Raw genomic sequence first — 23,695 nt, forward strand, 5'->3', positions numbered from 1 at the left:
TCAAGCCCACGATGTGTCCGCGCCATGCCCCAAGCAACCTTTCTGACATCGAAGTTAGCGCTTCGCCCTGTCCTGCCTGGCCTGTTTTTATGCCTCGCGGTGACAGCCGTCGCCCTCACCCTGGAAGAGGTCGAGGAGTATCTCTTCGGCCGAGCCTGGCTGGAAGCTCTCGTTCTTGCCATCGTGCTGGGCACGGCCGTCCGTACTGCCTGGAGCCCGGGGCCGCGCTACGTTCGCGGTATCGCATTCGGCGCCAAGACCGTCCTGGAGATCGCCGTCGTCCTGCTCGGAGCCTCGCTGAGCCTGGGTACACTGCTTGCGGCGGGGCCCGGACTGCTCATCGGCATCGCAGGGGTGGTGGCTCTCGCCATCGCCGGGAGCTACGGCATTGGCCGGTCTCTCGGGCTGGCCCCGCGCCTCGCCATCCTCGTCGCCTGCGGCAACTCGATCTGCGGGAACTCGGCGATCGCAGCGGCGGCCCCGGTGATCGGCGCGGACGGCGAGGACGTCGCCTCGTCCATCGCGTTCACCGCCGTGCTCGGGGTCCTCGTCGTGCTCGGCCTGCCCCTGCTCGTGCCACTGCTCGGGCTCTCGCCGATGCAGTACGGCGTACTCGCGGGTCTCACGGTCTACGCCGTGCCGCAGGTGCTCGCCGCGACAGCCCCCGTGGCCGCCCTCAGCGTCCAGGTCGGGACCCTGGTCAAGCTGGTCCGCGTGCTGATGCTCGGGCCGGTGGTGCTGGCTCTCTCGCTGGGGGCGAGCCGGCTGCGGGGAGAGGCGGACACGGCCGCAACGTCCCTGACGGAAGGGGAGCGCCCCGCCCCGAGCCGGGTGCCGCTGCACCGGCTGGTGCCGTGGTTCATCCTCGCCTTCCTGACCCTGGCGGGGCTCCGCTCGGCGGGGCTCATTCCCGAGGCGGCCGTGCACCCCATGGCCGCGACGGCGAACGGGCTAACTATCGTGTCGATGGCGGCCCTCGGCCTCGGGGTCGATGTGCGCAGCGTCGTCAAGGCGGGACCCCGCGTCACCCTAGCGGTCGTCGCCTCTCTCGCCGCCCTGACCGTCCTGAGCCTCGGGCTGATCCGCCTGCTCGGCATCGCCTGACCGGGGCGCGCCACCCGGTGCGTCCGAATGCGTTGAACCCCGACCTCTCCCCGGAAGGAGCCACGATGCCGAGCTTAGCCGAGCGCATGGCGCGCCTGATCGTCCACAACGAGCGGCCCTACAACGCCGAGCCGCCGCTGGACCGCCTGCGGGCGCACTACCGGACCGCCGCGGACGATTTCTACGTCCGCTCCCACGGCGACCTGCCGGAGATCGACGCTGCCGAATGGCGCCTGTCCGTCGATGGCGAGGGTGTCGAGCCCCTCGATCTGTCACTGGCGGATCTGCGCGCGCGTTTTCCCGAGGCGACCGTCACGGCCACAATGCAGTGCGCCGGCAACCGCCGTGCCGATATGCGGGTCGTCGCTCCTGTCTCCGGCGATCCCTGGGACGGAGGTGCTATCGGGACGGCTGACTGGACCGGCGTCCGCCTCGGCGACGTCCTGCGGGCGGCAGGGGTAACGCCGGGAGCGGACCTCCATGTGGCCTTCGAGAGCTACGACCTGGTCGAGGGCCGGCCCTACGGCGTCTCGATCCCCCTCGCCAAGGCGCTCGCCGGCGAGACGCTGCTGGCCTTTGCGATGAACGGGGCACCGCTGCTACCCGAGCATGGCTTCCCGGCCCGCGCCGTCGTGCCGGGCTTTGCCGGAGTGCGCAGCCCAAAATGGCTGCGGCGCATTACGGTGCAGGACCATCCGTCGGCCAACCCGATGCAAGCCGACGATTACAAGCTGTTCCCACCGGACGTGACGGCCGAGACCGCCGATCCTTCCAAAGGCCACACCATCGAGACGATGCCGCTCAACGCGGCGATCTGCGAGCCCCCGCGCGGGGCCCGGCTCGGAGCGGGCGAGACCGCCGTCCGCGGGTACGCGATCGCGGGAGACCGGGCGGTCGTGCGGGTCGATGTCTCGGGCGACGGCGGGCGCTCCTGGCGTCAGGCCACGCTGGAACACGAGGCCGGCGCACCCTTCGCCTGGACGTTCTGGGAGATCGTGCTGGACCTTCCGCCCGGCGAACACGAACTCGCGGTGCGCGCCTGGGACTCGGCCGGGCAGACCCAGCCGGCGCAGCCGGACGACACATGGAACTTCAAGGGCTACCTCAGCGCCTCGTGGCACCGTGTACGGGTCGAGGTCGCCTGAGTTGCGCCAGCGATCAAGGGGCAGCTTGGATCATGGCGAGCAGTGTGTCGGCCGCGCGGCTGCGGTAACGCTCCTTGTGGCGCAGGACCTGAAAGGTCCGCGTCGGCAGGACGAAGGGCATGGCGACGAGCGCGCCGGTTCTCAACGAGGGTCCGACAACCGCTTCGGACAGAACGCTCGCGCCAGCCCCCGCCACGACCGCGGCGAGGACGGCCTCATTCGACGGCAGTTCCAGGGCGACGGCGAACGCATCTGGCGCGATACCCAAAGCAACGAGCGCCGCCTCGAAGGCGGAGCGCGTGCCCGATCCGGGCTCCCGCAGCACCCAGGAGGCCGAAGCGAGGTCGGCGGGTTCCGGCCGTGCGCATCCGGCCAACGGGTGGTCGGGCGAGACCACGAACACCAGCCGGTCCTCGGCGATCGGGGTGCTGCCCAGGCTGGCGTCGTCGATCGCGCCTTCCACGAAAGCGAGTTCCGCCGTGCCCACCCGCACCGCTTCGGCGGCCTCTGCCGTGTTGCCGATGCCGAGCCGAAGGACGATGTCCGGGTAGGCCGCCCGGAAGGCGACGAGGTGCCGGGGGAGCCAGTGGCTGGCGATGGTCTGACTCGCTTGAACGGCCAGCGTGCCGCGCCGCAGGCCGCTGAGGTCCGCCAGCACCTGTTCGGCCGCCCCGGCGCGGGCGAGCACGGCGCGAGCTTCACCGAGAAAGACGCGGCCGGCCTCGGTCAACTCGATGCCACGGCCGACGCGGTGGAACAGCTTGACGGCGTGCCGGCTTTCCAGCGCGTTGATGGCGGCGCTGACCGCCGACTGGACAAGATTCAGCGCCTCGGCCGCCCGGGTGACATGCTGCCGCTCGGCCACCGCCACGAAGATCCGCAACTGGTCGAGGGTCATGGCTTGGCGGGATCGGCGAGCGCTTTCGCGAAAAGGTCACCGATCACGCGGTAGCCTGCATCCGAGGGATGCAGATCGCGGGCCGGGGTGCAGTACAGCGTCAGGTCGCAGAGACGCGCGCGGGTATCCCCGGTGCGGTTGAAAGCTGGGAAGACATCGACGACGCCGGCACCCGCCTCAGTCGCCGCAGTGGCGATCGTCCGGTTCAAGGCCTCGACGAAACGGTCGGTGTCGGGATCGTCGACGGCGAGCCAGTTGTAATATGTGCCGACGAGGATGCGCGCCTCCGGTGCCGCCGCACGCAGCGCCGAGAGGCTCTGCTTCAGATTGGCCTCTGCACGCGCGAGCGCGGCGGGCAGGCCAGCGGCCACGCAATCATTGAATTCGGCTTTGTCTGGGCACCCGAGAAGGACGGCACGCAGGTCGTTGATGCCGACGTCGAGGGTGATGAGGCTAATCGTGCCGCGGTGCTGGGCCAAGTAGTCAATCGCCGCCGTGAGCTGGGCGGCTGAGTAAGGTACGTGAAGCGGCAGCGGCATCGTGCCGAATGGCTTGCCGGTCGTCGCGAAGCCGCAGGGTCCGTTGACGAACGAGGTCGTGGATTCGCCCGGGCAGCCCAAGTCGACCAGCATGAGTTGGGGCATCCGCGCACGAAGGTGCGCGGCGAGAACAAAGGCGTAGCCCGTGTTGAAGCTCTCTGCCCGGACGTCCCCCGCTGCGATCTGATCCTTCAGCTTGCCGATCTGAAGGCCGTAGGCGAGTGAGTCGCCCAAAGCGATGTAGGTCTGCCGACTTGGCTCTGCCCGCGCCGGCAATGCCAGGAGCAACGCGCAGCCGACCACTCCCAGGAGCTGCACGAATACTCCGCGCAGGCTACAGGCATGCCTCACTCGTAGTGTCATCGTAGTCCCCCGTTTCGCCTTCTGCCCTGCCATGCGGGTTGACGTCACTGCGCTTCGCCCCGTCGGCTCGCCACCTGCGCGTCGACCGCCTCGGCGACCCGAAGCAATCGCGCTTCGTCCGTGCGGGCGGTCACCACGTAGGACATACCCCCGTCGATCCACGAGAAGGCCGCCACGTCGTCCGCGCGAGCGTAGCGGAATACGCCGCGCCCACCGGACGGCCCGGCCCGGCTGTAGAGGGTCAGGCGGGTGCCCCGGTCGTCGTCGTACATCAGCATGGCTGCCAGCCCGTCCCCGGCGGGGAGCAGGCGGCCGCCCATCAGCCGAAAACCTTGTGCCCGCAGGTCCGGCACCGTGAGAGGCCGCCCCAGTCGCGCAGTGAGCCATTGCACGAGCTCGGACGAGCCGTCGGCGCGGACCTCGACCGGATGGGCGGCCTCGACCACGTAGGTGCGGAAGGCGGAGAAAGCCGCCTGGGTCATCGGTTCGGCGGGGGCGCCCGCGCCCGGCACGGCGCCGCGCCCGGCCCACCCGGCCGCGCCCCCGAGGGCGAGCAGGATTGCCGCCGCCGCCACGTTCGTCCACCAACGCGGGATAACCATTCGGCGCGGAGCCGCGAGGTTCGTGATGCGCAGGCGGGCGGGGATCGGCTCCTCCGCCACGGGCGCGAGCCGCACCCGCAGGCGGTCTCGCACCTCCCGATCGGCGGCGACGCGGGCGGCAGCCTCCGGGTGCGCGGCGAGCCACGCCTCGACGGCGGTGCGGCGGCCCGGATCGAGCCGTCCGTCCACGAAGGCGTGCAGGTCGTCCTCGCCGACGGGACGCGGGTCGGACGCCGTCATTTCACCCTCCGCAGATGCCCGGTGACGATCGTGGGGGCCAGATCGAGAATGGCGCGCATCCGCCCCCGTGCCCGGCTGAGGCGCGACATCACCGTGCCGACGGGGACCGCGAGCACGGCGGCGACCTCGGCATAGGACATGTCCTCGACCGCGACGAGGAGCAGGACGGATCGCTGCTCCTCGGGAAGCGCGGCGATCCCATCGAGCACGTCCCGCGCGCCCAAAGCCGCCTCGGGATCGGCCCCCAAATCGGCGATCGTGTCCAGCGCCTCCACGCCGACCTCGATGCCCCGGCGGCGGCGGACGCCTTCGAGGTAGCGGTTGCGCAGGATCGCGAACAGCCACGCGCGCAGATCGCCCTCGCGGCGCTGCGGCCACGCGCGGATCGCCCGTTCCAGCGTGTCCTGAACGAGGTCGTCGGCCGCTTCACGCTGGCGCAGCAGCGCGGTCGCGTAGCGGCGCAGGGCCGGTATCTGCGGTTCGATCAGGACGGCGAGATCGTCCAAGGCGGTCTCCGGATCGGGGCGCTGGCCATGCTCGCGCCGCCGCTCGGACAAGAGATGCCGGAAACGCCGGATCTATTCCGGAATAGCATGTCGAAATCCGATCACGCATCCGTGATCGGCGCGCTCGGTGCCGCGGGGAATATCCCGGCCCTACCGGCATCTCTCACCGCGTGACCTCGACACTGCGGGAGACACCATGCGCGGAGCACCGACGGCGATCCTCATCACCCTGCTCATGGCCGGGGGTGCCTTAGGTGGCGGCATGATGATGCGCGCCGGGCATGCGGAGTCCGCATACGGCGGCTTCGATGCGATGATGGGCCAATCGATGGCGCGAATGCACGCGGACATGGCGGTGGCGCCGTCCGGCGACCCCGACCGGGACTTCGCCGCGATGATGATCCCGCACCATCAGGGCGCGATCGAGATGGCGAAGGCCGAACTCGCCTATGGCCGCGATCCGGTCCTGCGCCGGCTCGCGCAGGGCATCATCGTCGAGCAGGCGCAGGAGATCGAGGTCATGCGCCGCGCCCTGGCCGAGCGGCCGGTCGCGCGTGCGACGCCGCAGCGGAGCCCGGCCCCTCACCATCACTGAGCGGATCGCCGCTCGCCATCCCACTCGTCAGCGCGAAGAGACCTTACGATGCGACACGTCATTCCGGCGACCCTGCTGCTCGCCCTCCTCGGTGGAACCGCCCTCGCGGGTCAGGCACCGGGGTCCGCCTCGGCGCCGGACGTGCCGGTCGGCCCCCGAGACCGGTTCTACACCTCGGACCAGTTCTCCAACACGGTCTCGGTGATCGATCCCGCCGCCAACAAACTCCTCGGCGTGATCCGCCTCGGCGACACGACGCCCGCGAACCTGAGCCCGCTCTATCGCGGTCAGCTCCTCGTCCATGGGATGGGCTTCTCGCCCGACCGCAAGACTCTGCTCGCCGTCTCGATCGGCTCGAACTCGGTCAGCTTCATCGACACCGCCACCAACACGGTGCGCCACACGACCTATGTCGGCCGCTCGCCGCACGAGGCGTTCTTCACGCCGAATGGACGCGAAGTCTGGGTGAGCGTGCGGGGCGAGGACTATATCGCGATCCTCGACGCCGGGACCGGCAAGGAGACCGGCCGGATCACCGTGCCGAACGGGCCCGGCATGACGATCTTCTCGCCCGACGGGCGTTACGGCTACGTTTGTTCCAGCTTCAGCCCCGAGACGGTTGCCATCGACGTGAAGAGCCGCGAGATCGTCGGGCGGATCAAGCAGGAGAGCCCGTTCTGCCCCGACATCGCGGCGACGCCGGACGGCCAGCAGGTGTGGTTCACCCTCAAGGACGTCGGCCGCGTCCAGGTGTTCGAGGCCACGCCGCCCTTCAAGGCGATCAAGACCATCGAGACGGGCCCGATCACCAACCACGTCAACATCGCGCGCACGAAGGCCGGGCAGTTCGCCTACGTGACGATCGGCGGCCTGAACCAAGTGAAGGTGTTCCGCACCGACGACTTCACGCAGGTCGCGACCATTCCCACCGGCGCGCTTCCCCACGGCCTCTGGCCCTCGGGCGACGGATCGCGGATCTATGTCGGCCTGGAGAATGCCGATGCGGTCGCGGTGATCGACACGGGCAGCAACGCCGTCATCGCCACGATCCCGATCGGCCAGGGGCCTCAGGGCGTCGCCTATGTCCCGGAGGCAGTGCCGGAGGGGGACGGCGCGCCGAACCTCCAGCCGCTGGGCGTGGCGGGCCAATCGAGCACGCTGACTCTGGCCGGGCCGGACGGCAAGGCGGCCACGCAGGTGACGCTGTTCGACCAGGGCGTCCTGCAAACCCTGCAGGCGGCGGTGACTGGCCTCACGCCGAAGAAGCCCTACGTCCTGGCCCTCGCGGCCGATCCGAAGGGGACCGGGCCCTTGGAGCCGCTTGCAGCGTTCATGACGAACCCGGCGGGCGCGGCCATCGTCAACGCCGTCGGCCCGATCCGGCAGGTGACGCAGAACGCCAACGAGGCCGCGCGGCGCAGCCTCGTCATCGTCGAGGGCAAGCCCGGCGAGACCGGCGCGACGGTTCAGACGCAGGCGCCGCGGTAACGAGAGGGAGGGGCGGTCGCCGGACCGCCCCCTTTGCAAACCGATGCTCAGTAGGTGTCCGTGAGGTAGGCGGCGATGGCCTTGGCCTGCGCCTCGTCGATCGGCGCGTGATAGACCTTGACCATCTTGTGCACCTCGGACTCCCAGAAGGCCGCGCCTTTGCCCGGCGGCTGCATCGCGATGTAGTCCACCGAATGGCAGACGAGGCAGTTCGCCTGGGCCGCCTCGAAGCCCTCCGCGTGCGTGCCGGCCTTCGGCGCGCGCAGGGTCGCGGTCGGTTCCGGCACCTCGTAGGATTTCGGCGCGGCCAGGGCTGTGCCGGTCGCGAGGGCGAGGGCCGCCGTCAGGGCGAGGGTGATGCGGGTCATTCTCGTCACTCCCTCAGGCCGCACGCACGCGGGTGGTCTCGACCACGTTGCGCAGGTAGCCGGCCGGGTTCCAGCGCGGCTCCATCGGCTGGCTCACCCCATCTTTGCCCGTGGCCCGGACCCGGATCGCGTGCGCGCCCGGCGACAGGTCGACAGCAAGGGTCCAGGGGCGGAAGGCGTAGGGGCCTAGATCCTGCCCGAGTTGCGCCTCCGTCCAGGTCTTGCCGTCGTCGGTGGAGACCGCCACCGACTTGATCCCGGAACCACCGTCGAAGGCGATGCCGCGCAAGGGCGTGCGCCCGGCCTTCACGTCCGCCCCGTCGGTCAGGTTGGTGAGGAAGGAGCGCACGGTGAAGCGGTTGATTGGCACGGTCTTGTCCGCCGCCTTGCCGGGTTCGGTGCAGGCGCAGTCGTTGTCGGGGATGCGATAGGCCTTCTGCATCCAGAAGCCGTCGAAGGATTTGTCGAGCACACTGATGCTCTCCAGGTGCTTGACCCAGTAGGTACCGTAGAAGCCCGGCACGACGAGGCGCAGGGGATACCCGTTGAGCCAGGGCAGGTCCTGCCCGTTCATGCCCCAGGCCAGCATCACCTGCCCGTCGCGGGCGTGGTCGAGCTTGAGCGACTTGGCGAAGTCCGGCGTCTCAGGGATCACGGGGCCGTCGAGGCCGGCGAAGGCGACCTCGACGGCACCAGCCTTCACCCCGGCCTTGTCGAGCACCGCCTTCAGCGGCACGCCGGTCCAGCGAGCACAGCCCATCGCCCCGTTGGCGAGCTGCCCCCCGGCCATGCGCGGTTCGAAGAAGCCGCGAGAGTTGCCCGAGCACTGGTTGACCGCGACGATCTCGGTCGTCGGCATCGCCTTCAAGTCGGCGAGCGAGAGCGAGACCTCCTTCTCGACATGCCCCTTGACCGCGACCCGGTAGGTCTCGGGATCGATCTCGGTCGGGATGTCGGCGAGATGGTAGCGGACGAAGAACGCATCGTTGGGCGTGATCGCGCCCTCGTCGAACACCGAGAACGGGGTCTCCAGCTGCGGCGGGCGCGCGGTCATCTGGAGCAGCGGGCGCTTGCCCGGATAGGCCACCAAGGGCCGTTCGCCATTGCCGAAGGGCAGTGTGGCCGTGTCTCCCGCGAGCGCCCGCAGCGGAGCGAGGCTGCCGCCGCCGAGGCCCGCCAGGGCCGTGAGGCCGGCGCGCCTGATGAGATCCCGTCTGTCGAGCATGCGAAAGTCCTCCCCCGTACGCGCGTGGCTCCGGCGTTCGGGCCCGCGCTGTGCGGAGGAGGAGACGCATGGCGCCCCCGGTCTATTCGCGGCGGATCGAAATAATTTCCATCCTCGCCCCTCACCCGGCGCAGGGGCGCTCCGGGAGGCCGGTGGCCCGGTCCAGGGCGATGCGCAGGCGGTCGGTCATGTCCGGCTTGGTGAGCAGCACGGCCGCCTCGGCCAGCAGGGCGAACCGCTCGGCCGGCACCGTCTCGGACAGGAGCACGTAGTGGCGACCCTCGCTGTCCCAGCGGGCCAGACGCAGGCCGCGGCTGCCTTCCGCGATCTTGAGACCGGCCTGGACAGGCGCCGGCCCGCTCCAGAGGGCCAGACGGCAACCATGACGTCCCTCGTACCCGGCGAGGCGACCGGCCGGACTGTCGTCCGGGGACAGGTAGACCAAGCGGAAGCCGGCCACCGCGAGATCGAGGGGGAAGCCACGGGCGCCGCTTGCGAGCCGCACATCGTTCACAGGCGAGCCCGCCGCGCTCCAGGCGGCGAAGGCGGCACGCGCGGAATCGGACGGGGGCCGGGACGCCATCACCAGCCAGCCTGTGCCGACGAGGACGGTCAAAGCCGCGGCGCAGGCCCATCCGAGGGAGGCGCGGGCGATGGGCGCGCGCCGGGGCTGCACGACCGCCGCCTTAAGGCCCTGCTTCAGCCGAGTCAGGGTCGCGACCCGCGCGGCCAGGACCGGGTCCCGGGCCAGCGACTCCGCGACCTCGTGCCGGCTCTGCGCATCGAGCTCCCCATCGACATAGGCATTGAGGGTCTCCCAGCGCATCACGGCACCCCGTTCCCATCGGATGATCCGGCGATCCGGTGCAGCATGATCTTTCTCGCCCTGTGCAGCCGGCTCATGACCGTGCCGATGGGAATACCGAGACGTTCGGCGGTCTCCCTGTAGCTCAAGCCTTCGACATCCACGCAGGTCACGACAGACCGGCAGGGTGCATCGAGGGCGGCGAAGGCTTGGCGCACGGCGATGGCCTCGATCAGGCGGTCGTCGAACCCCTCGTCGGGCCAATCGAGGAGATCGTCCTCGCGGTGGGTGCGGGTCCGGCGGATCCGGTCGGTCCAGGCGTGGCGAACGATCTGGAACAGGTAGGCGCGGGCCGCCCGAGGCTCACGGGGAGTCGTCCGCGTGGAGAGCGCCTTGAGAGCGCTTTGCTGCATCAGATCACGTGCGGCGTCAGGCTCGCGCGTCAGGGTCAACGCGTAGCGATACAGGCGCGGCCACGCGTCGACGAGGTGCTGACCGATAGACCGCATCCTGACGTGTCATCCTCCCCGCACTCCATAGCACAACGATACATGGCCACACAGACTCGCGACGGTCGTCGGTGACCATGGATATCCGGAGGCCTTACATCACAGCAGTGCTGATCGAAGCGTTGCTGCTGCTGAACAATCGATGCCAAGCTTGCATGTCTGCTTTCAGGCATCGTGAGGATGCGGTTGTATGACCGGGATGGGCGCAAAGCGGACCGGTGGCTATCGGGTGCCCCAGTTACGGCACCCAAACATTTGCAAAGCTTGCGATTTCGAGCACCTGAGATGTTGAATGCTAGCTGGACAAGGTTTCGAGGTGCAAGCAGACGAGGTTCTGCACGCCGCTTCCGACCACAGCCTCCTCGACAAGGTCGTAGAGCGGGAGCCGCAGCGGTTTAGTGAGCCTTGGGTAACAGTACGGTCAGCGCCACCATCTTGCGGCCGCGGTGCCGGATGAGGCCGACGTACTGCCCTTGATGGATCCGGACCCACACCTTGCCCAGTTGCTGAAGCATGCGCTTACGTAAACCCCGGGGCAGGTTGCCATTGGCGTTGCGGGCGGCATCCGGCCCGGGGATCAGGATGCCCGTCCTCGTCGCGCCGTAGTCGCCCGCGACCCTGACGCCCCCGAGGATCTGATAGCGGAGGTAGCGGGCCTGCTGAGGCAGAACGTCGACCTCTGCGTAGAGCTCGACCGCCTCGGCCTTCGACTTCACGGCCCCGATGCCGCGCAGCGTGTACGGCGTCGGCCGGTCTAGATAGGACGGCATCGCCTCGACGACATACAGCCGGGCCTGCTCCGCCAGGTCGTCGATGGCGTCCCCGAATACGCCGCGCAAGTCGACGGGCGTCAGCTCGTCCCTGGAGGGCTTCTCGTTCTTGACGGTGATCTGGAAGGGCATGCCAATCGGATGCCCCGTAGCTCTGCAACCGGCGAGCCGCGTCCGCTTTGAGGATGCCCCAGTTGTTCCGACGTCTCCCGTTACTTCTACAAAGAAGAACGAAAATCCAAGCGGACACGGGCGGCCTCTCCGAGGGGCTTTTCCACAAGCGCCCAGGATATCGGTAACCTCGATCGCGCGGCGTGCTGGACGAGGAGTCCGGCGTCTGAATCTATTGGGGGCGAGACACATGAGGCCGCCATGACGAACCACGCTCAAGTCCTCCACGATGGCGTCGGCGGTCTCCTCGGGGCAGCCCTGCTGGCCGCGTCCGATGGCGCCCGTGCCGCTCGCGAGCGCGCCGCGTGGGACCGGGCGGACGCCGCGGCCGAGGCATCCGTCCATGCCCTCGGCCAGCGTCTCCTTCAGGCGCAGGCTCGGGAGCGTGCGCTCCTCGCCGAGCTCGCTGCCGCACGGGCCGAGGCACAGGCGCAGCGGTCGCGCGCATGCCGCGCCGAGGGTCAGCTCCTCGGCCTGCAGCGTCGGGGCCGCACTGCGGCCTGACGGGGACGCAGGGCGACCGCAAAGAGGCGCACCGGGCAAGGGTCAAGCGCCATCGTCAAAGAGAAAGGCCCACCGGTCATCCCGGCGGGCCTACGTATTTTCAGGTTGCTGGCGGTCAGGCGGTGCGGCGGCGGTGCCGGACTTCGATCTGATCGAACAAGGCTCGCATCGCCTCGTCGGAGGGCTCATCGCCTTCCCAGACGTACGTGGGCTCCACATCGTCGGACACGTCCGCATGGGGGCCGGACACATCCGCAGATGGGGCGGACACGTCCGCTCTCAGCGGCGGCAGCCCCGGGACCGGCTCGCCCCGCGCCAGGGCCTCCGCCACGTGCGGGGGCGTCCGCGCGAGAAGTTGGAGCTCGTCTTCACCAAGCGAGGCGAGCCACACCTGCACCTCATCGCCCAGGCCCCCGAGATCGACCGCGGGGCCGCCGGCAACGGCGTGACGGGCGGCCAGGACGAGCGTCACGCCTGTCTCGCTACGCACGGGGACTCCGTCGACCGTCGCGAGCCGGGTCCCGGCCGCGGCGGTGTCGTCGAGATACTCCGCCGCGGCGGAGGTAGCGGGCAGGACGGGATCGGGCTGGCGGCCGGCGACCATGCGGAGCACCCACCGCCCGGCTTCGAGGACGAGGACAGGGGCGAGGATAACCGCGCGGAGGACGGCGGAGAGGACGGCGAGGAGGCGCATGAGACGATCCTTCTTGGCGAGGTTGCCGCCCTCGATCTTCACGCCGCCTTGGCAATCGACAATGGCAGCGGGAACAGGACCTGGCGAAGGTGCGGGGCGATCTGCCGGCGGTAAACGCGGAGGAGCCGGAGCGCATGGCTCGCTTGCTCCGGCGTCCACATCTCCAGGCCCGAGAGGATGTGGCCGTCGCACGTCATGCTCTTGCTCCACCCGATGCCGTTCTGGATCGATGCCCAATCCTGATCTTGCAGCGTGATCGCCTCGACGGCGCCTCTCGCGGCGAGAAGGATCACAATCCTCGATGGCTGGGCCGCCGGCCGGACCGGCACCGAGCTCGCCGGGGAGGTTGGGACGTCCCCCACTCGCGCGCGGCAGACCGTCTCGGCCGCCCGGCGCCGGGGCGATCCCCGAGCCGTGCGCCGCGCCTACGGCTCAGCGTGGCGGCCGGAGCCGGTCAGCTACCCATCGTCTCGCGCATTCCTCGACGCGGCCCTGCAGCGTGTGAAGGAGCGCAGCGAAGCGTGGGAGAGAAGCGAGATGGGGAGGAGGATGCGGGCCGTCGCCGTGCCGCCACCTGACGAGAGGTGAACGCGGATCGTCGGATTTGAGGGAGATCTCGGACCGACGATTCAAGCGGCCCTGCTAGGCATGAATGCCAGCCGGTGAGGTTTGACGTGCAGGAATTTCAGTTTTGGTATGACGTTCCGGTTGACCCGAATGTCACCATGCTTGGCCCTGTCTCTCACCTGGCAACCTCAAAGTGCCTCCTGGAGAGGATCCACGAGCCGTGGATCCATCCTCTCTACATCGACAGCACTTTGCCGGACGATATCGCGCACCCATTTGCTCCTGTCGTAGGCATGGAGATCTATAAGCTTGATGGGTCGTTTTGCGGGATAATGGTTAAGATAACGGGTGATCCCGAGAGGCAGATAGTCAGCGAATATAGGTGCTTAAGGCGCTTGAAGGCGCGATACTTCGAACCTCGCGCTGAATTTGTGGTGCCGAGCAGGCCGTGGATTGTCGTAACTACACTCTCTGAAGTCATGAGGGGCGAGACGACCAGGGCGCAGGCGTTGCGAAATGCATACGTCGATTTCGATGCCGTGATCCATCGTCACGACCCCGGCGCCCTGCCCGAGGGCGAGGATCTCGAAGCGCTAGCCGGCCTGGGCTGAGGCCCGTCAACCGGATCTTTACCCACCCCCGATACCGCTTAACCACCTCCAATTATCCCCGCTCCGGCGGGGGTTCCGGATAGTGGTGTCCGGCGGTTCATTGGAGGTGGGGCATGCGTTGTCCCTTGACCGTAGACTGGATCGACCCTGATCCGCGTCCCGTGGAAGTCGTACTTGCGAACCTGCAAAGGAACGCGGTGCGCCGTGCCCAGTACGCGGAGCAGGTGGCGGAGGAGTTCGAGCGCGAGCGGGAGGCTGCGGCCGCCCGGCGAGTGTTCGCACCGTCAGAGCCGTTCGAATTCAGTCAGCCATGACGAAGGCCCGTCGAGCCACCCGGCCCGGCGGGCCTTCTCATGCGTAGGTAAGCTCCTCGGGCCACCGGTCCGAGAGTGCCATCTGGTCGAGGATCTCGTCCATGCCGACGGGCCGGAAATCCCACACGTCGACGCCGACGTCGGCACTGCGCCGCGTGCCGGGCAGGCCCCCGTGCGTGTGCCCGTAGAGATGCAGGGCGCCGTGGTGGACACGGCTCCAGGCCCTCATGGGGTAGTGGCATAGGGTCAGATCGTAGCGGCGGTCGCCGGCGTCCACCGCGAGGCGGCGCAGGTCTGTGGGCTGTGACGACCACGCCAGACGCAGGGTCCGCTTGGGGTCGTGGTTTCCGACCACTAGGTGCTTGCGGCCGCGCAGGCGCCGGAACGCCCGTTCCAGGGCCTCAGCATCCAGCCCCAGGGCGAAATCCCCCAGCACGTAGACGTCGTCCGAGTTCGACGTGACCGTCTCGTTCCAGCGGGCGATGATCGCCTCGTCGTGCTCCTCGATGGAGGTGAACGGGCGGGTGCGGCCGACGTCGCCGGTGATCAAACTGGCGTGCCCGAGGTGCAAGTCGGCGGTAAAGAAAACGGCCATGGCAGACTCCTACGGGAGGCTGCGCGCGCGGCGTCACGCCTCCGGGAAACGGGGGATGGGTGGGGCGTGCGCGGGTTTTCGCATCGTGGTCTCCGGGACGAATCTCGGCCCTAGCAGGGTGGCCTTACCGAGCCCCTGGCCGGGGCCCAGGCATGCTCAGAACCAGTGCCGATTTTTCAGGATTTTTGCAGGGCGGCCACCTCGCGCTCGTAGGCGGCGATCACGGCCGTGACCCACAGCTCCATGCCACGCGCCTTCAACTCCAGCCTTTGGGCCTTCGCGTAGACCTTTCTAGTCACGTCTTCGAGGCGGGCGTGCTCGTCGTCGCGCTTGCCCGTCTTATGAGCGAGTATCGCCGACGCCGCGCCGCCGAGGTCCTCGTCGTCGAGGAACGTCCCGAGCGCGCGGCGGGCATCGTGCGGCACCCACGGCCTGATCCGATGCTTCCTGAACAGATCGGTGCGCGGCGTCAGCGCCCGTGCCGGCTTGCCTGGCTTCGGCGCCCGGCTGGGCTTCGACTTGCCCTGCAGGCGGTCGAGGAGGCCGGCGATGCCCTCGCTGGTGACGTGCCGCCCGTCCATGCGTGACGGGAACACGTACGGGCTGTCGACGTCCGGATCCTCGAACCGGGCGAGGACCTCGATGGCCGCCGGCGGGATAGGGAGCGCATGGGGGCGGCCGCCGCTCTTGCCACCCTTCATCGTGTCCCCGCTCCACGTCCACACCTGCCAGTCGGGCCGATCCGGCATGGGGATGATGCGGTCGAGGCGCGTGCCCCCGAGGGCGCCGGTCCGCTGAGCCGTCAGGACCGTGGCCCATAGCGCCGCGAGCGTCCCGGGCGTCGTCTCCTGACCGGTCGATCCGAGTGCGCGGTGACGCTCCGCCAGGGCAAGGGTGCGACCGAGCTCGGCCAGCGTGGGGACGTGGTCCCGCGTGCCGGAAGCGTACTCGATGTCGAACGACTCCCACCACGCCACGGCCCCGAGCCGGCTTTGGCGGCGCTTGTACCGCCACGCCCAATCGAGCGCCGCCTTGGTCTCGTTCACCGCCCTGGCCACGGAGGAGATCGCCACCTCGTCCGTGATGGCATCACGCACCTTCTCCAGGGCTTCGACGTCGAGCTCGCACAGTGGCGTGAACCGTATCGCCTCGAACCCCTGGTAGCGAAGGTGTCGCTCGAATTGGGTGGCCCAGCTCGCCTTCTTCTTCGGGAGCTGGACCGCAAGGAACTCCTCGACGAGATCCTCCCATGTCCATGGTCCGTGCCGGCGCCGGTGCGCGTCCGTCGGCGTGTGGACCTCGTCGGGGAAGGCAGCTTCGGCCGCCAGCGCGACGTCGTCGGTGCGCTGCAGGGCCTGCCCGAACATGCGGAGGTCTTCGCCGGGATGGCGCCCATCCTTCATCGCGAGGCGCGACCGCGTCGCTGCTTCCCGGGCGGCCGCCACCGGAAGGGCATCCATGTCGCCAAGGCGGACGGTCGTGCGCTCCGTCTTGAGGAGCCAGGCGCCCGAGAGCGGCGTGACACGCAGGACGAGTCCCGGGCAGCCGACGTCGGCGTATTCGAGGCCGCGGCCCTCGACCTTGCCGGCGGCGATGAGCGAGGCGGCCTTTCGCGTGTGGTCGGCGGTGATCCGGACGCGCTCCCGGACGTATGTACCCCTCGACTTTCGCGCCGTCGCCATGCCCTGCCTCAGCGGTGGATGCCAGCCTGGATACCAGCTGTCCCCGGAACCGCTGGCAAGGGGCATTTGTGCCGAGAAGGGCGCTAAGTCACCGTGAAAGCTATGCCAGGGTAAATGGAGTGGCGGCCTGGCATCCGCGAATACCGTGTTCGGTCAGCTTCCCAAGCTGAATGTCGTCGGTTCGATCCCGATCGCCCGCTCCAGCTAACCTTCCGGGCACTTCGCGCGCATTACCGCCCTGAACGGCCGCCGTGTTCCGCGCCGTGACCCGGACCTCTCGAAAACCGACCGCGCTCGCTCGATCGACCCTGCACGAACGCTGAACTCGCACCGCCTCGTGGGGGCCGATCACTGGGCAGGCGATCCGCGACGTGACCGCAGCGGCTCCATCCCGACTTGTCTCATCGCGGCTTCGGCCTTGTCGGACTGTAGGAACCCGATCAGCCGTTCCGCCAGATCCGGGGTCTTGGCCGCCGCCACCGTGGCTGCGCTGAACGTCTGGACGAGTTGGACCGCGTCGGGAAGAACACCGACCGGCTCGATGCCAGGAATGTTGACGAGTTCGCTGATGGGCCCCAACGCGAGATCGGCCTCGCCGGCCGCTAGCGCGGCGGCCGAGTCGGTTCCTCGTGGGTAGACCTTCAAGCGAACGTTGTCGGCGACGCCGAGCGCGGGAAGGATCTCCCTCTGGATGAAGAGGCCACTGGTGCTGCCCGGCATCACGACGAGGCGGGCATCCAGCAAGGTCCGGGTGAGAGCCGCGACTGAATTGACATCGAACTTCGGCGCGCCCGTCTGAACGGCAGCCGCGAGGGGCGCGGTCGCAAGCTCGGCAATCGAGCCCTCGGCGATCAGCCTCGCGTCGACGAGTTCATGCAGCCCTTCGTTGGACAGGATGACCACGTCGACCTCGGCACCGTGGTCAAGCTGGTAGCGGATCGTCTTCGGGCCACGTCCTTGCGACGCGCCCGACCGGGTCTCGATCTTGATGCCTGTTTCCTGCTCGAAGCTCGGGATCGCCATGCGATAGGCGAGCTCGAAGCCTCCGGAGATCAGAACGGTGACCGTCGGTCCGCTATCACGTGTCGATGTCATGGCCCGGGCGTCGTGAAGCACGAGGCGGTACGACCGCCATCTGCATCCTCCGTAGCGGTCAACGGATCTGCTCGCCACCCCGACCAGGACCGATGCGCAGCCGCTGCGGGGCCGATCTCGATGACGGGGACAGGTGGTCTGCGCGGCCCGGTTCGGCTCGCGAGTCGCGCGGCGCTCCGGTGGAACGGCGACCCGGACCGACGTTCGCGATGCCACAACCTCCGAAGGTCGAGGGGACCGATCACGAGACCGCTCACCGCCGCGCTTCCCGTCCAGACGCGTCACGCGCCTGTGGCGTCCGAGAAGGCGCGCGGATCGACGCCTGGAGGCCTGGGCCCCACCGGCGGCGCCCGCGGCCCATCCGAGAGAACGTCTTGACATAAAACCAATTGGTTTTTCATAATACCGTATGGTTTACTTATCCGACGCGACGCTGGACGCCCTGTTCCACGCCCTCGCCGATCCGACGCGTCGGGCGATCGTGCGGATGCTGGCCGACAAACCGCTCAAGCTCGCCGAGCTCGCGCCGGCCTTTCCGATGTCGAGCGTCGCCGTCTCGAAGCATGTGAAGACCCTGGAGGCCGCCGGGCTCGTGACGCGGCAGGTGCGCGGGCGCTCGCATCTCTGCCGCCTCGAGCCGATGGCCCTGATGGAGGCTCACCGGTGGCTCCAGGCCTACGAAGTCTTCTGGACCGCGCGTCTCGATGCCCTGGAGGACCTGCTCGTGGAGATGAAGCGGGAGGCGGGACCGCCCTGAGCCCGCATCCCGCCCGCCGACGACTCGAAGATTTGGGGAGGACCATCATGGCTCAGGACATCGCCGTCCCTCGTCCCTCCGCGCGCGCCGGACAGGCGCCCCGCGCGATCGCGCCGGGGCGCGTCCCGGAGGAGCGGACCCGCATCCGGCGGGTGATCCTGGCCTCGTCGCTCGGTGCGGTGTTCGAGGCCTACGATCTCGTCCTGTTCGGGCCGATGGCCGCCATCATCGCCCGGCAGTTCTTCTCGGGCCTCGACGAGGCCTACGCCTATATCTTCACCCTGCTCTCCGCGGCCGTGACCTTCCTCGCCCGGCCCTTCGGCGGTTTGATCTTCGGCCCCTTGGGGGACCGCGTCGGCCGAAAATACGCCTTCCTCCTGACCATCGTGATCATGGGCGGCGCGACGGTGGCCATCGGGCTGCTGCCGACCTACGCGGCCATCGGCGTCGCCTCGCCGGCGCTGCTCGTGAGCCTGCGCATCGTGCAGGGCCTCGCCTTCGGGGGCGAGTTCGGCGGTGCCGTGACCTACATCGCCGAGCACGCCTCCGCGGACCGGCGCGGCTTGGCGACGAGCGCGGTGGGCATCACCATGGCCTGCGGCCTCGTTCTGGCGATCCTCGTCGTGATCGCCTGCGAGTCCGTGCTGGGCAAGGCCGCCTTCGAGGCTTGGGGCTGGCGGATCCCCTTCCTGCTCTCGGCCGTGCTGATGCTGGTCTCGGTCTACATGCGGCTGAAGCTGCAGGAATCCCCGGTCTTCCTGCGGATGCGCCGGGGCGGGGGCGGCTCGCGCCGGCCGGTCCGCGAGGCCCTCGGGCGATGGGCGAACCTGCGGATCCTGCTCCTCGTCCTGTTCGGTCTCGTCGCCGGGCAATCGGTGGCCAGCGCGACGGGGTCCTACCCGATCTACCTGCTGATGCTGAACCTGAAGATCGATCCGTTCCTGCTGCACTACACGATCCTCGGCTCCAGCCTCGCCCTCGTCGCCTGCATGGTCGCGGCGGGCTGGCTCTCGGACCGGATCGGCCGCAAGCCGGTCATGCTCGCGGGCTTCCTCGGCACGGCGCTGCTGGCATGGCCGGTCTACGCCGGCGTGACGCGCTTCGCCCATCCCGACCTCGCGGCGGCCGTCGCGGCCAAGCCCGTCGTGGTCGCCGCCGATCCGGCCGGGTGCAGCCGCCAGTTCGACCCGTTCGGCATCGCCCGGTTCGAGAGCCCCTGCGACCTCGCCCGGCGGGCGGTGGCCAAGCTCGGCATCCCCTATGCGACGCGTGATCTGCCGGTCGGCAGCCCGGTGCGGATCGAGATCGGCGAGGCGAGTCTCGCCTCCTTCGACGGGACCGGGCTCGACAAGGCGACGCTCGGGGCACGGACAGCCGATTTCGGCAAGGCCCTGTCGAGCGCGGTCGCGGCCTCGGGCTATCCGGCCAGGGCCGATCCGGCCAAGACGAACCTGCCGGCGCTGATCGCCCTCCTCAGCCTCCTCAACGTGTTCGTGGCCCTGGCCTCGGCCCCCCTCGCCGCCTGGATGATCGAGCTGTTTCCGACGCGCATCCGAACCACGGCGCTGTCCGTGCCGTACGCCGTCGGCGGCTGGTTCGGCGGGTTCCTGCCGGCCATCGCCTTCTCGGCCTTCACGGCGACAGGGAACATCTATGCCGGCCTCTGGTACGCGCTGACCGTGCTCGCCGTCGCCTTCCTCGTCGCGGCGCTGTGCCTGCAAGAGACGCGGGGCCGTGCCCTCGACGCCATCGCCTGACGGATCGCCCACGCCATGTCCGACACCGCGCCCGACGCCGCGTCCCTCCCCCAGCGGATCGCCATCGCCCTGGTCCGGCAGCTCGATGCCGCCGCGGCCCTGGTGTTCGAGGCCTGCACCGACCCGCGCCGCCTCGCCCGCTGGCTCACGCCGGGGGCCGGCGAGGTCCGCGACGCGAGCTGCGACCTGCGGGTCGGCGGCCGCTTCAGCCTCGAAGGCTGCAATCCGGACGGGCGTGCCTACGCGGTGTCCGGCGAGTACCTGGAGATCGTGCCGCCGCGGCGCCTCGCGATGACGTGGCACTACGCCGGCGACGGACCGCTCGCCGGACCGCCGTCGCGCGTCGAGATCGACCTGCGCCCCCTCGGGGTCGACGTCACCGAGCTGACGCTCTCTCATACGCGGCTCGACCGCCAGGACACCGCCGACCGGTACAGGGCGGCCTGGGCGATCTGCCTGGAACGCCTGCGCTGGAGCATCGCGCCGAAACCCGACGCGGCCGTGTTCGCGCCGCCCTCGGGCGCGATCAGCAACCTCTACGGTCCCCGTCACCGGGTCTTCCAAGAGGCGTTCGAGACGGGCGACCTCGCGAACCGGCTGCGCAGCCTGTCGGTCACGAGCGAACTCACGGCGACCCAGCAGGCCTTCATCGCGCGGCAGGACCTGGTCTTCATCACGTCCGTCGACCATCGGGGATTTCCGACCTGCTCGTACAAGGGCGGTGCGCGGGGCTTCGTGCGCTTGGCGGGCCCGCGCGTCATCGAGCTGCCGAGCTACGACGGCAACGGCATGTACCTCACGGCCGGGAATCTCGCGGCCAACCCGAAGCTCGGCCTGCTGTTCATCGACTTCGAGACGCCGCACCGCCTGCGCCTCCACGGCACGGCGCGGATCGCCCGCGACGCGAGGGACCTGGAACGTCATCCTGGCGCCGAGCTGGTGCTCAAGATCGATATCGCCGAGGTGTTCGTGAACTGCCCGCGCTACATTCACCGGTACCGTCGGGAGAGTACGTCAGGCTTCGTGCCGGGGCGGGCACGAGCGGGCGAGGTCCCGGCCTGGAAGAGGATCGATCTGTTCGCGGATGTTCTGCCCGACCGCGATCGGCGAGCGATCGACCCGCGCGACACCGGGACAATGACCCTAGCCGATTACCGCCTGCTGTTGGAGCGTGGGGAAACCTGACCCTGCACGACCGCGGCTCGGTTACAGGCCGAAACGTCTCGACCGTCTGCGACGGGTCGCCAGCCCATCCTCTCGATCGGTTCCCTCCGGAGCCGGCTCGTCAGCCCTGGACCATCGATGACCCCATCGACCCGCAGGATGCGCGATCTGCTGGATCGGCCTCCGATAAGGCGTGATGCTCCCACGGCCTTACCAAGTTTACGGCTCGCGGCCTCGTCACTGGCGGCGCTCCGAGAGAGCCACCGCCCGTCACGCCACGACCCGGGTCTCAACTGCACGGCAGCGGCGACGGGCGAAAGATCCGAGCCTCACCACGCCTGCTCGAGGACGAAGCGTCCGTGATCCTGCTCGCGCCGGGATGGCCCCTGATCGTTCCGACGATCATCGATGCTGACGATCACGGTCCCCCGGCGATCCTTGCCAATCCAGAGCTTCCCCGAGGGGCCTCGGAAGCCCGCATAACCGTTCGCACAAGAGACGGTCCCTGCACTCTCCGTACACAGCTGGGCTACGGCGGCCGGTCCCGCCGAGAACAGCGCGGGGGCGAAGGCGACGGCGGACCCCGCTGAGAGCAACACGGTGGCGAGGCCAATGGCGGATGTGACGCGCATAGCCGCAGATTATGCAGCCTGTGGTTGAGTCTCAAGACAACTACGCAACCTGACCCCGGAGCTTCCCAGGACATCGAACGGCTTGGTAAATATCGGTCGGCTGTCGAGTCGATCGAGGGACCGGCACCCGGCGGCCGCGATCGCTGTACCACGCCAGATTTCCCAAGACAGTTTGGTTCAGGTTGCGAGCCGCGACACGGCTCCGTGCGGCCTGGACGTCGGCCCGATCGAGCCAGGCAGATGGCGACCGCGGCCATCCCCGAGATTACGGAAGATCGGGGCGCCTGCGGAACGAAGTCGTCCGCTCCGATGCCCCTGCAGCTCGGAAACGGAACGGCAGAGATTCACCCGTCGGAGACGCTCGTGCAGGCGGTCTGCGGCGGCCGATGCTGGCGGACGCCGGGTGATCGGCTCGGAAGGCCGGCTGCCGGAAGAGAGGACGGACGCCTCGCGACCCAACACGGCCATTCCGGCCTGTTCAGCGGCATCCCCGAACCGGACATTCGGATGCAAGCAGCCGTGTCACCGTCTCATATGCCCAGTCCGGTGCACGACGAGAAATGCGGACCTGAGCGCGGTGGAGACGGATCGTCGCCGGGCACACTTGACCGGGCAAACAATTCGTCGCGAACGTCAAATGTTACAAACTGCAACTGATCGTTGAATGTGTACTTGTCATAGTATATCACCGCAAATGATCAGAATTTTATCACTATGCGCTAGAATTGGCGATGGCATCGATCAAGACAGAACGCTGTCGATGAACCACCCGGAGAAAGACGGCATCGTCCTTTAAGGCTCGCGCCAGCACGATCGCGCCCTGTATCCCGGAAACCGCCTCCTCAGCGAGTTGCGAGGCTTGCGGTTCGTGAACGCCGCCGGCTCTCAGGCACCGGGCCAGAGCCGATATCCAGCGCGCGAAGTAGCTCCTTATCCGCTTCGCGAAAACGGCTCCGGAGGCATTCAGGCCAATGCAGCCGACGAGACAGACTCTCCTGCCGGATCGGAAGTATTCCGTCACATCCTCGATCATGGACGTGACGGCCGCTGTCGGATCGCGCGCATGCTCCAGCGTCGAGAAGATGACCTTCTCGAACCAAGCGTCTATGTCGGCGAGAACCGCCTCCATCATCTCTTCCTTCCCGCCGGGAAAGAAGTTGTAGAGGCTGCCCTTGCCGAGGCCGGTCGCCTTCGACAGCACCGACAGGCTCGCGCCCTCGAACCCGTGCTCGCGGAACGCTTCCGCGAGTGCCGGCACGGCACCGGCCCGTTCGGTGAGGACGCGCTTCGTGCTCAAAGGCCCAGGTCACTCAGCGAGGGGTGATCGTCGGGTCTGCGCCCGAGCGGCCAACGGAACTTCCGTTCCGCCTCGGTGATCGGCATCTCGTTGATGCTGGCATGACGGTGCGCCATCAATCCGTCTTCGGCGAACTCCCAGTTCTCATTGCCGTAGGCGCGGAACCAGTGCCCGCCGTCGTCGCGATACTCGTAGGCATAGCGCACCGCGATACGGTTGCCGGTGAAGGCCCACAACTGCTTGATCAGTCTGTATTCGTGCTCCTTGTTCCACTTCCGAGTGAGGAAAGCTTGCGCCTCCTCGCGGTTGGTCGCGAACTCGACGCGGTTCCGCCAGCGCGTGTCGGGCGTATAGGCCTGCGCGACCTTGGCAGCGTCGCGCGTGTTCCAGCCATCCTCGGCGAGACGCACCTTCTGGATCGCGGATTCCTCGGTGAACGGGGGAAGCGGGGGTCGGGACATCGGGATCACCTCTCAGAGCCATGTTGTACCGTTCGGTACAACATGGGCGCCGATAGATCAAGCGCCCTGAAAGCCCTCCGGCTCTCGGTCGGGAAATCTGCAAGCGGCGAAGGGCATCTTTTCCGGAGTGCCGTTCCCGAAGCGGACCCGCGGAAACCCACCCGACCCCGTCGTTCTCCTGCGGCTGCGCGGCTCGCGTCAGCGGAGGGATGTCCCGCCGCGCCCCTGGCAAGGATG

The 23,695-nt window shown here is 68.6% G+C and carries 25 protein-coding genes; 9 read left to right on the forward strand and 16 right to left on the reverse strand.

Going from position 1 to position 23,695, the window contains the following annotated elements:
- Positions 1-24: 24 nt before the first annotated feature.
- Both ACLBX8_RS25850 and ACLBX8_RS25855 read left to right on the forward strand, forming a co-directional pair.
- Positions 25-1,104, forward strand: a complete 1,080-nt coding sequence (locus ACLBX8_RS25850) for a YeiH family protein (protein WP_447715986.1) — start codon at positions 25-27, stop codon at positions 1,102-1,104.
- A 65-nt stretch (positions 1,105-1,169) separates the two neighbouring features.
- The gene (locus ACLBX8_RS25855) at positions 1,170-2,249 is read left to right on the forward strand and encodes a molybdopterin-dependent oxidoreductase (RefSeq protein WP_447715987.1); all 1,080 of its coding nucleotides are present in this window, start codon (positions 1,170-1,172) and stop codon (positions 2,247-2,249) included.
- Positions 2,250-2,262: 13 nt separating this feature from the next.
- Here the strand turns inward: ACLBX8_RS25855 and ACLBX8_RS25860 are convergent, their stop codons facing one another.
- The 4 genes from ACLBX8_RS25860 to ACLBX8_RS25875 form a co-directional block, all read right to left on the reverse strand.
- On the reverse strand, positions 2,263-3,147 hold the full coding sequence (locus ACLBX8_RS25860) for a LysR family transcriptional regulator (RefSeq protein WP_447715988.1): 885 nt from the start codon (positions 3,145-3,147) through the stop codon (positions 2,263-2,265).
- Positions 3,144-4,004: an SGNH/GDSL hydrolase family protein gene (locus ACLBX8_RS25865; RefSeq protein ID WP_447715989.1), complete on the reverse strand. Its 861-nt coding sequence runs from the start codon at positions 4,002-4,004 to the stop codon at positions 3,144-3,146. Before ACLBX8_RS25865 ends, ACLBX8_RS25860 begins: the two co-directional genes overlap by 4 nt.
- Positions 4,005-4,093: 89 nt before the next feature.
- Complete coding sequence (locus ACLBX8_RS25870) at positions 4,094-4,891, reverse strand: anti-sigma factor family protein (RefSeq protein ID WP_447715990.1); 798 nt, start codon at positions 4,889-4,891, stop codon at positions 4,094-4,096.
- Positions 4,888-5,397 (reverse strand): RNA polymerase sigma factor, encoded by a 510-nt coding sequence (locus ACLBX8_RS25875; RefSeq protein ID WP_447715991.1) that lies wholly within the window; start codon positions 5,395-5,397, stop codon positions 4,888-4,890. The genes ACLBX8_RS25870 and ACLBX8_RS25875 overlap by 4 nt, the downstream gene beginning before the upstream one ends.
- Before the next feature lie 262 nt (positions 5,398-5,659).
- Here ACLBX8_RS25875 and copM point away from each other — a divergent pair, with 262 nt between their 5' ends.
- Positions 5,660-5,992 carry a CopM family metallochaperone gene (copM, locus tag ACLBX8_RS25880; RefSeq protein WP_447715992.1) on the forward strand — a complete coding sequence of 111 codons (333 nt, stop codon included), beginning with the start codon at positions 5,660-5,662 and terminating at the stop codon, positions 5,990-5,992.
- A gap of 48 nt (positions 5,993-6,040) precedes the next feature.
- Positions 6,041-7,480 (forward strand): YncE family protein, encoded by a 1,440-nt coding sequence (locus ACLBX8_RS25885; RefSeq protein ID WP_447715993.1) that lies wholly within the window; start codon positions 6,041-6,043, stop codon positions 7,478-7,480.
- A 47-nt stretch (positions 7,481-7,527) separates the two neighbouring features.
- Here the strand turns inward: ACLBX8_RS25885 and sorB are convergent, their stop codons facing one another.
- The 5 genes from sorB to ACLBX8_RS25910 form a co-directional block, all read right to left on the reverse strand.
- Positions 7,528-7,848 (reverse strand): SorB family sulfite dehydrogenase c-type cytochrome subunit, encoded by a 321-nt coding sequence (gene sorB / locus ACLBX8_RS25890; protein WP_447692994.1) that lies wholly within the window; start codon positions 7,846-7,848, stop codon positions 7,528-7,530.
- Between the two features lie 13 nt (positions 7,849-7,861).
- A complete protein-coding gene (gene sorA / locus ACLBX8_RS25895; protein ID WP_447715994.1) occupies positions 7,862-9,073 on the reverse strand; it encodes a SorA family sulfite dehydrogenase catalytic subunit in 1,212 nt (403 codons plus the stop codon).
- Between the two features lie 121 nt (positions 9,074-9,194).
- Positions 9,195-9,899: an anti-sigma factor family protein gene (locus ACLBX8_RS25900; protein WP_447715995.1), complete on the reverse strand. Its 705-nt coding sequence runs from the start codon at positions 9,897-9,899 to the stop codon at positions 9,195-9,197.
- Positions 9,899-10,387: an RNA polymerase sigma factor gene (locus tag ACLBX8_RS25905; protein ID WP_447715996.1), complete on the reverse strand. Its 489-nt coding sequence runs from the start codon at positions 10,385-10,387 to the stop codon at positions 9,899-9,901. The genes ACLBX8_RS25900 and ACLBX8_RS25905 overlap by 1 nt, the downstream gene beginning before the upstream one ends.
- A 395-nt stretch (positions 10,388-10,782) precedes the next feature.
- Positions 10,783-11,289, reverse strand: a complete 507-nt coding sequence (locus tag ACLBX8_RS25910) for a hypothetical protein (protein WP_447715997.1) — start codon at positions 11,287-11,289, stop codon at positions 10,783-10,785.
- Between the two features lie 240 nt (positions 11,290-11,529).
- On the opposite strand from ACLBX8_RS25910, the gene ACLBX8_RS25915 reads away from it, so the two are divergent.
- Positions 11,530-11,832, forward strand: a complete 303-nt coding sequence (locus tag ACLBX8_RS25915) for a hypothetical protein (protein ID WP_447715998.1) — start codon at positions 11,530-11,532, stop codon at positions 11,830-11,832.
- Positions 11,833-11,947: 115 nt separating this feature from the next.
- Here ACLBX8_RS25915 and ACLBX8_RS25920 read toward each other — a convergent pair whose 3' ends face one another.
- Both ACLBX8_RS25920 and ACLBX8_RS25925 read right to left on the reverse strand, forming a co-directional pair.
- Positions 11,948-12,568 carry a hypothetical protein gene (locus tag ACLBX8_RS25920; RefSeq protein ID WP_447715999.1) on the reverse strand — a complete coding sequence of 207 codons (621 nt, stop codon included), beginning with the start codon at positions 12,566-12,568 and terminating at the stop codon, positions 11,948-11,950.
- Positions 12,565-12,819 carry a hypothetical protein gene (locus ACLBX8_RS25925; protein ID WP_447716000.1) on the reverse strand — a complete coding sequence of 85 codons (255 nt, stop codon included), beginning with the start codon at positions 12,817-12,819 and terminating at the stop codon, positions 12,565-12,567. The genes ACLBX8_RS25920 and ACLBX8_RS25925 overlap by 4 nt, the downstream gene beginning before the upstream one ends.
- Before the next feature lie 381 nt (positions 12,820-13,200).
- On the opposite strand from ACLBX8_RS25925, the gene ACLBX8_RS25930 reads away from it, so the two are divergent.
- A complete protein-coding gene (locus ACLBX8_RS25930) occupies positions 13,201-13,704 on the forward strand; it encodes a hypothetical protein (RefSeq protein WP_447716001.1) in 504 nt (167 codons plus the stop codon).
- Positions 13,705-14,055: 351 nt separating this feature from the next.
- On the opposite strand, the gene ACLBX8_RS25935 is transcribed toward ACLBX8_RS25930, so the two are convergent.
- The 3 genes from ACLBX8_RS25935 to ACLBX8_RS25945 all read right to left on the reverse strand — a co-directional run bounded on the left by ACLBX8_RS25935 (position 14,056) and on the right by ACLBX8_RS25945 (position 17,390).
- Positions 14,056-14,613 carry a metallophosphoesterase gene (locus ACLBX8_RS25935; RefSeq protein WP_447716002.1) on the reverse strand — a complete coding sequence of 186 codons (558 nt, stop codon included), beginning with the start codon at positions 14,611-14,613 and terminating at the stop codon, positions 14,056-14,058.
- Between the two features lie 176 nt (positions 14,614-14,789).
- The gene (locus tag ACLBX8_RS25940; RefSeq protein WP_447716003.1) at positions 14,790-16,295 is read right to left on the reverse strand and encodes an integrase arm-type DNA-binding domain-containing protein; all 1,506 of its coding nucleotides are present in this window, start codon (positions 16,293-16,295) and stop codon (positions 14,790-14,792) included.
- 348 nt (positions 16,296-16,643) lie between these two features.
- The gene (locus ACLBX8_RS25945) at positions 16,644-17,390 is read right to left on the reverse strand and encodes a substrate-binding domain-containing protein (RefSeq protein ID WP_447698919.1); all 747 of its coding nucleotides are present in this window, start codon (positions 17,388-17,390) and stop codon (positions 16,644-16,646) included.
- Between the two features lie 409 nt (positions 17,391-17,799).
- Here ACLBX8_RS25945 and ACLBX8_RS25950 point away from each other — a divergent pair, with 409 nt between their 5' ends.
- The 3 genes from ACLBX8_RS25950 to ACLBX8_RS25960 are packed head-to-tail and all read left to right on the forward strand — an operon-like array spanning position 17,800 to position 21,089.
- Positions 17,800-18,147, forward strand: coding sequence for an ArsR/SmtB family transcription factor (locus ACLBX8_RS25950; protein ID WP_447698920.1), 348 nt, complete (start codon positions 17,800-17,802; stop codon positions 18,145-18,147).
- A gap of 47 nt (positions 18,148-18,194) precedes the next feature.
- On the forward strand, positions 18,195-19,904 hold the full coding sequence (locus ACLBX8_RS25955; protein WP_447716004.1) for an MFS transporter: 1,710 nt from the start codon (positions 18,195-18,197) through the stop codon (positions 19,902-19,904).
- A gap of 15 nt (positions 19,905-19,919) precedes the next feature.
- On the forward strand, positions 19,920-21,089 hold the full coding sequence (locus ACLBX8_RS25960) for an SRPBCC domain-containing protein (protein WP_447716005.1): 1,170 nt from the start codon (positions 19,920-19,922) through the stop codon (positions 21,087-21,089).
- A 1,323-nt stretch (positions 21,090-22,412) separates the two neighbouring features.
- Here ACLBX8_RS25960 and ACLBX8_RS25965 read toward each other — a convergent pair.
- Together ACLBX8_RS25965 and ACLBX8_RS25970 are read right to left on the reverse strand one after the other, a co-directional pair.
- Positions 22,413-22,997, reverse strand: a complete 585-nt coding sequence (locus tag ACLBX8_RS25965; protein ID WP_447716006.1) for a TetR/AcrR family transcriptional regulator — start codon at positions 22,995-22,997, stop codon at positions 22,413-22,415.
- The gene (locus ACLBX8_RS25970) at positions 22,994-23,458 is read right to left on the reverse strand and encodes a nuclear transport factor 2 family protein (RefSeq protein WP_020095776.1); all 465 of its coding nucleotides are present in this window, start codon (positions 23,456-23,458) and stop codon (positions 22,994-22,996) included. Before ACLBX8_RS25970 ends, ACLBX8_RS25965 begins: the two co-directional genes overlap by 4 nt.
- Between the last annotated feature and the right edge of the window lie 237 nt (positions 23,459-23,695).

This window comes from Methylobacterium sp. D48H (genome assembly GCF_053345715.1).

What these genes read in the sequence shown, in the direction of transcription:
- copM (WP_447715992.1), top strand. Translation starts at nt 5,660, where the DNA reads ATGATGATGCGCGCCGGGCATGCGGAGTCCGCATACGGCGGCTTCGAT.
- sorB (WP_447692994.1), bottom strand. Translation starts at nt 7,848, where the DNA reads ATGACCCGCATCACCCTCGCCCTGACGGCGGCCCTCGCCCTCGCGACC.
- ACLBX8_RS25860 (WP_447715988.1), bottom strand. Translation starts at nt 3,147, where the DNA reads ATGACCCTCGACCAGTTGCGGATCTTCGTGGCGGTGGCCGAGCGGCAG.
- ACLBX8_RS25950 (WP_447698920.1), top strand. Translation starts at nt 17,800, where the DNA reads ATGGTTTACTTATCCGACGCGACGCTGGACGCCCTGTTCCACGCCCTC.
- ACLBX8_RS25870 (WP_447715990.1), bottom strand. Translation starts at nt 4,891, where the DNA reads ATGACGGCGTCCGACCCGCGTCCCGTCGGCGAGGACGACCTGCACGCC.
- ACLBX8_RS25970 (WP_020095776.1), bottom strand. Translation starts at nt 23,458, where the DNA reads ATGTCCCGACCCCCGCTTCCCCCGTTCACCGAGGAATCCGCGATCCAG.
- ACLBX8_RS25955 (WP_447716004.1), top strand. Translation starts at nt 18,195, where the DNA reads ATGGCTCAGGACATCGCCGTCCCTCGTCCCTCCGCGCGCGCCGGACAG.
- ACLBX8_RS25855 (WP_447715987.1), top strand. Translation starts at nt 1,170, where the DNA reads ATGCCGAGCTTAGCCGAGCGCATGGCGCGCCTGATCGTCCACAACGAG.
- ACLBX8_RS25935 (WP_447716002.1), bottom strand. Translation starts at nt 14,613, where the DNA reads ATGGCCGTTTTCTTTACCGCCGACTTGCACCTCGGGCACGCCAGTTTG.
- ACLBX8_RS25885 (WP_447715993.1), top strand. Translation starts at nt 6,041, where the DNA reads ATGCGACACGTCATTCCGGCGACCCTGCTGCTCGCCCTCCTCGGTGGA.
- ACLBX8_RS25915 (WP_447715998.1), top strand. Translation starts at nt 11,530, where the DNA reads ATGACGAACCACGCTCAAGTCCTCCACGATGGCGTCGGCGGTCTCCTC.
- ACLBX8_RS25905 (WP_447715996.1), bottom strand. Translation starts at nt 10,387, where the DNA reads ATGCGGTCTATCGGTCAGCACCTCGTCGACGCGTGGCCGCGCCTGTAT.
- sorA (WP_447715994.1), bottom strand. Translation starts at nt 9,073, where the DNA reads ATGCTCGACAGACGGGATCTCATCAGGCGCGCCGGCCTCACGGCCCTG.
- ACLBX8_RS25945 (WP_447698919.1), bottom strand. Translation starts at nt 17,390, where the DNA reads ATGACATCGACACGTGATAGCGGACCGACGGTCACCGTTCTGATCTCC.
- ACLBX8_RS25910 (WP_447715997.1), bottom strand. Translation starts at nt 11,289, where the DNA reads ATGCCCTTCCAGATCACCGTCAAGAACGAGAAGCCCTCCAGGGACGAG.
- ACLBX8_RS25940 (WP_447716003.1), bottom strand. Translation starts at nt 16,295, where the DNA reads ATGGCGACGGCGCGAAAGTCGAGGGGTACATACGTCCGGGAGCGCGTC.
- ACLBX8_RS25900 (WP_447715995.1), bottom strand. Translation starts at nt 9,899, where the DNA reads ATGCGCTGGGAGACCCTCAATGCCTATGTCGATGGGGAGCTCGATGCG.
- ACLBX8_RS25960 (WP_447716005.1), top strand. Translation starts at nt 19,920, where the DNA reads ATGTCCGACACCGCGCCCGACGCCGCGTCCCTCCCCCAGCGGATCGCC.
- ACLBX8_RS25850 (WP_447715986.1), top strand. Translation starts at nt 25, where the DNA reads ATGCCCCAAGCAACCTTTCTGACATCGAAGTTAGCGCTTCGCCCTGTC.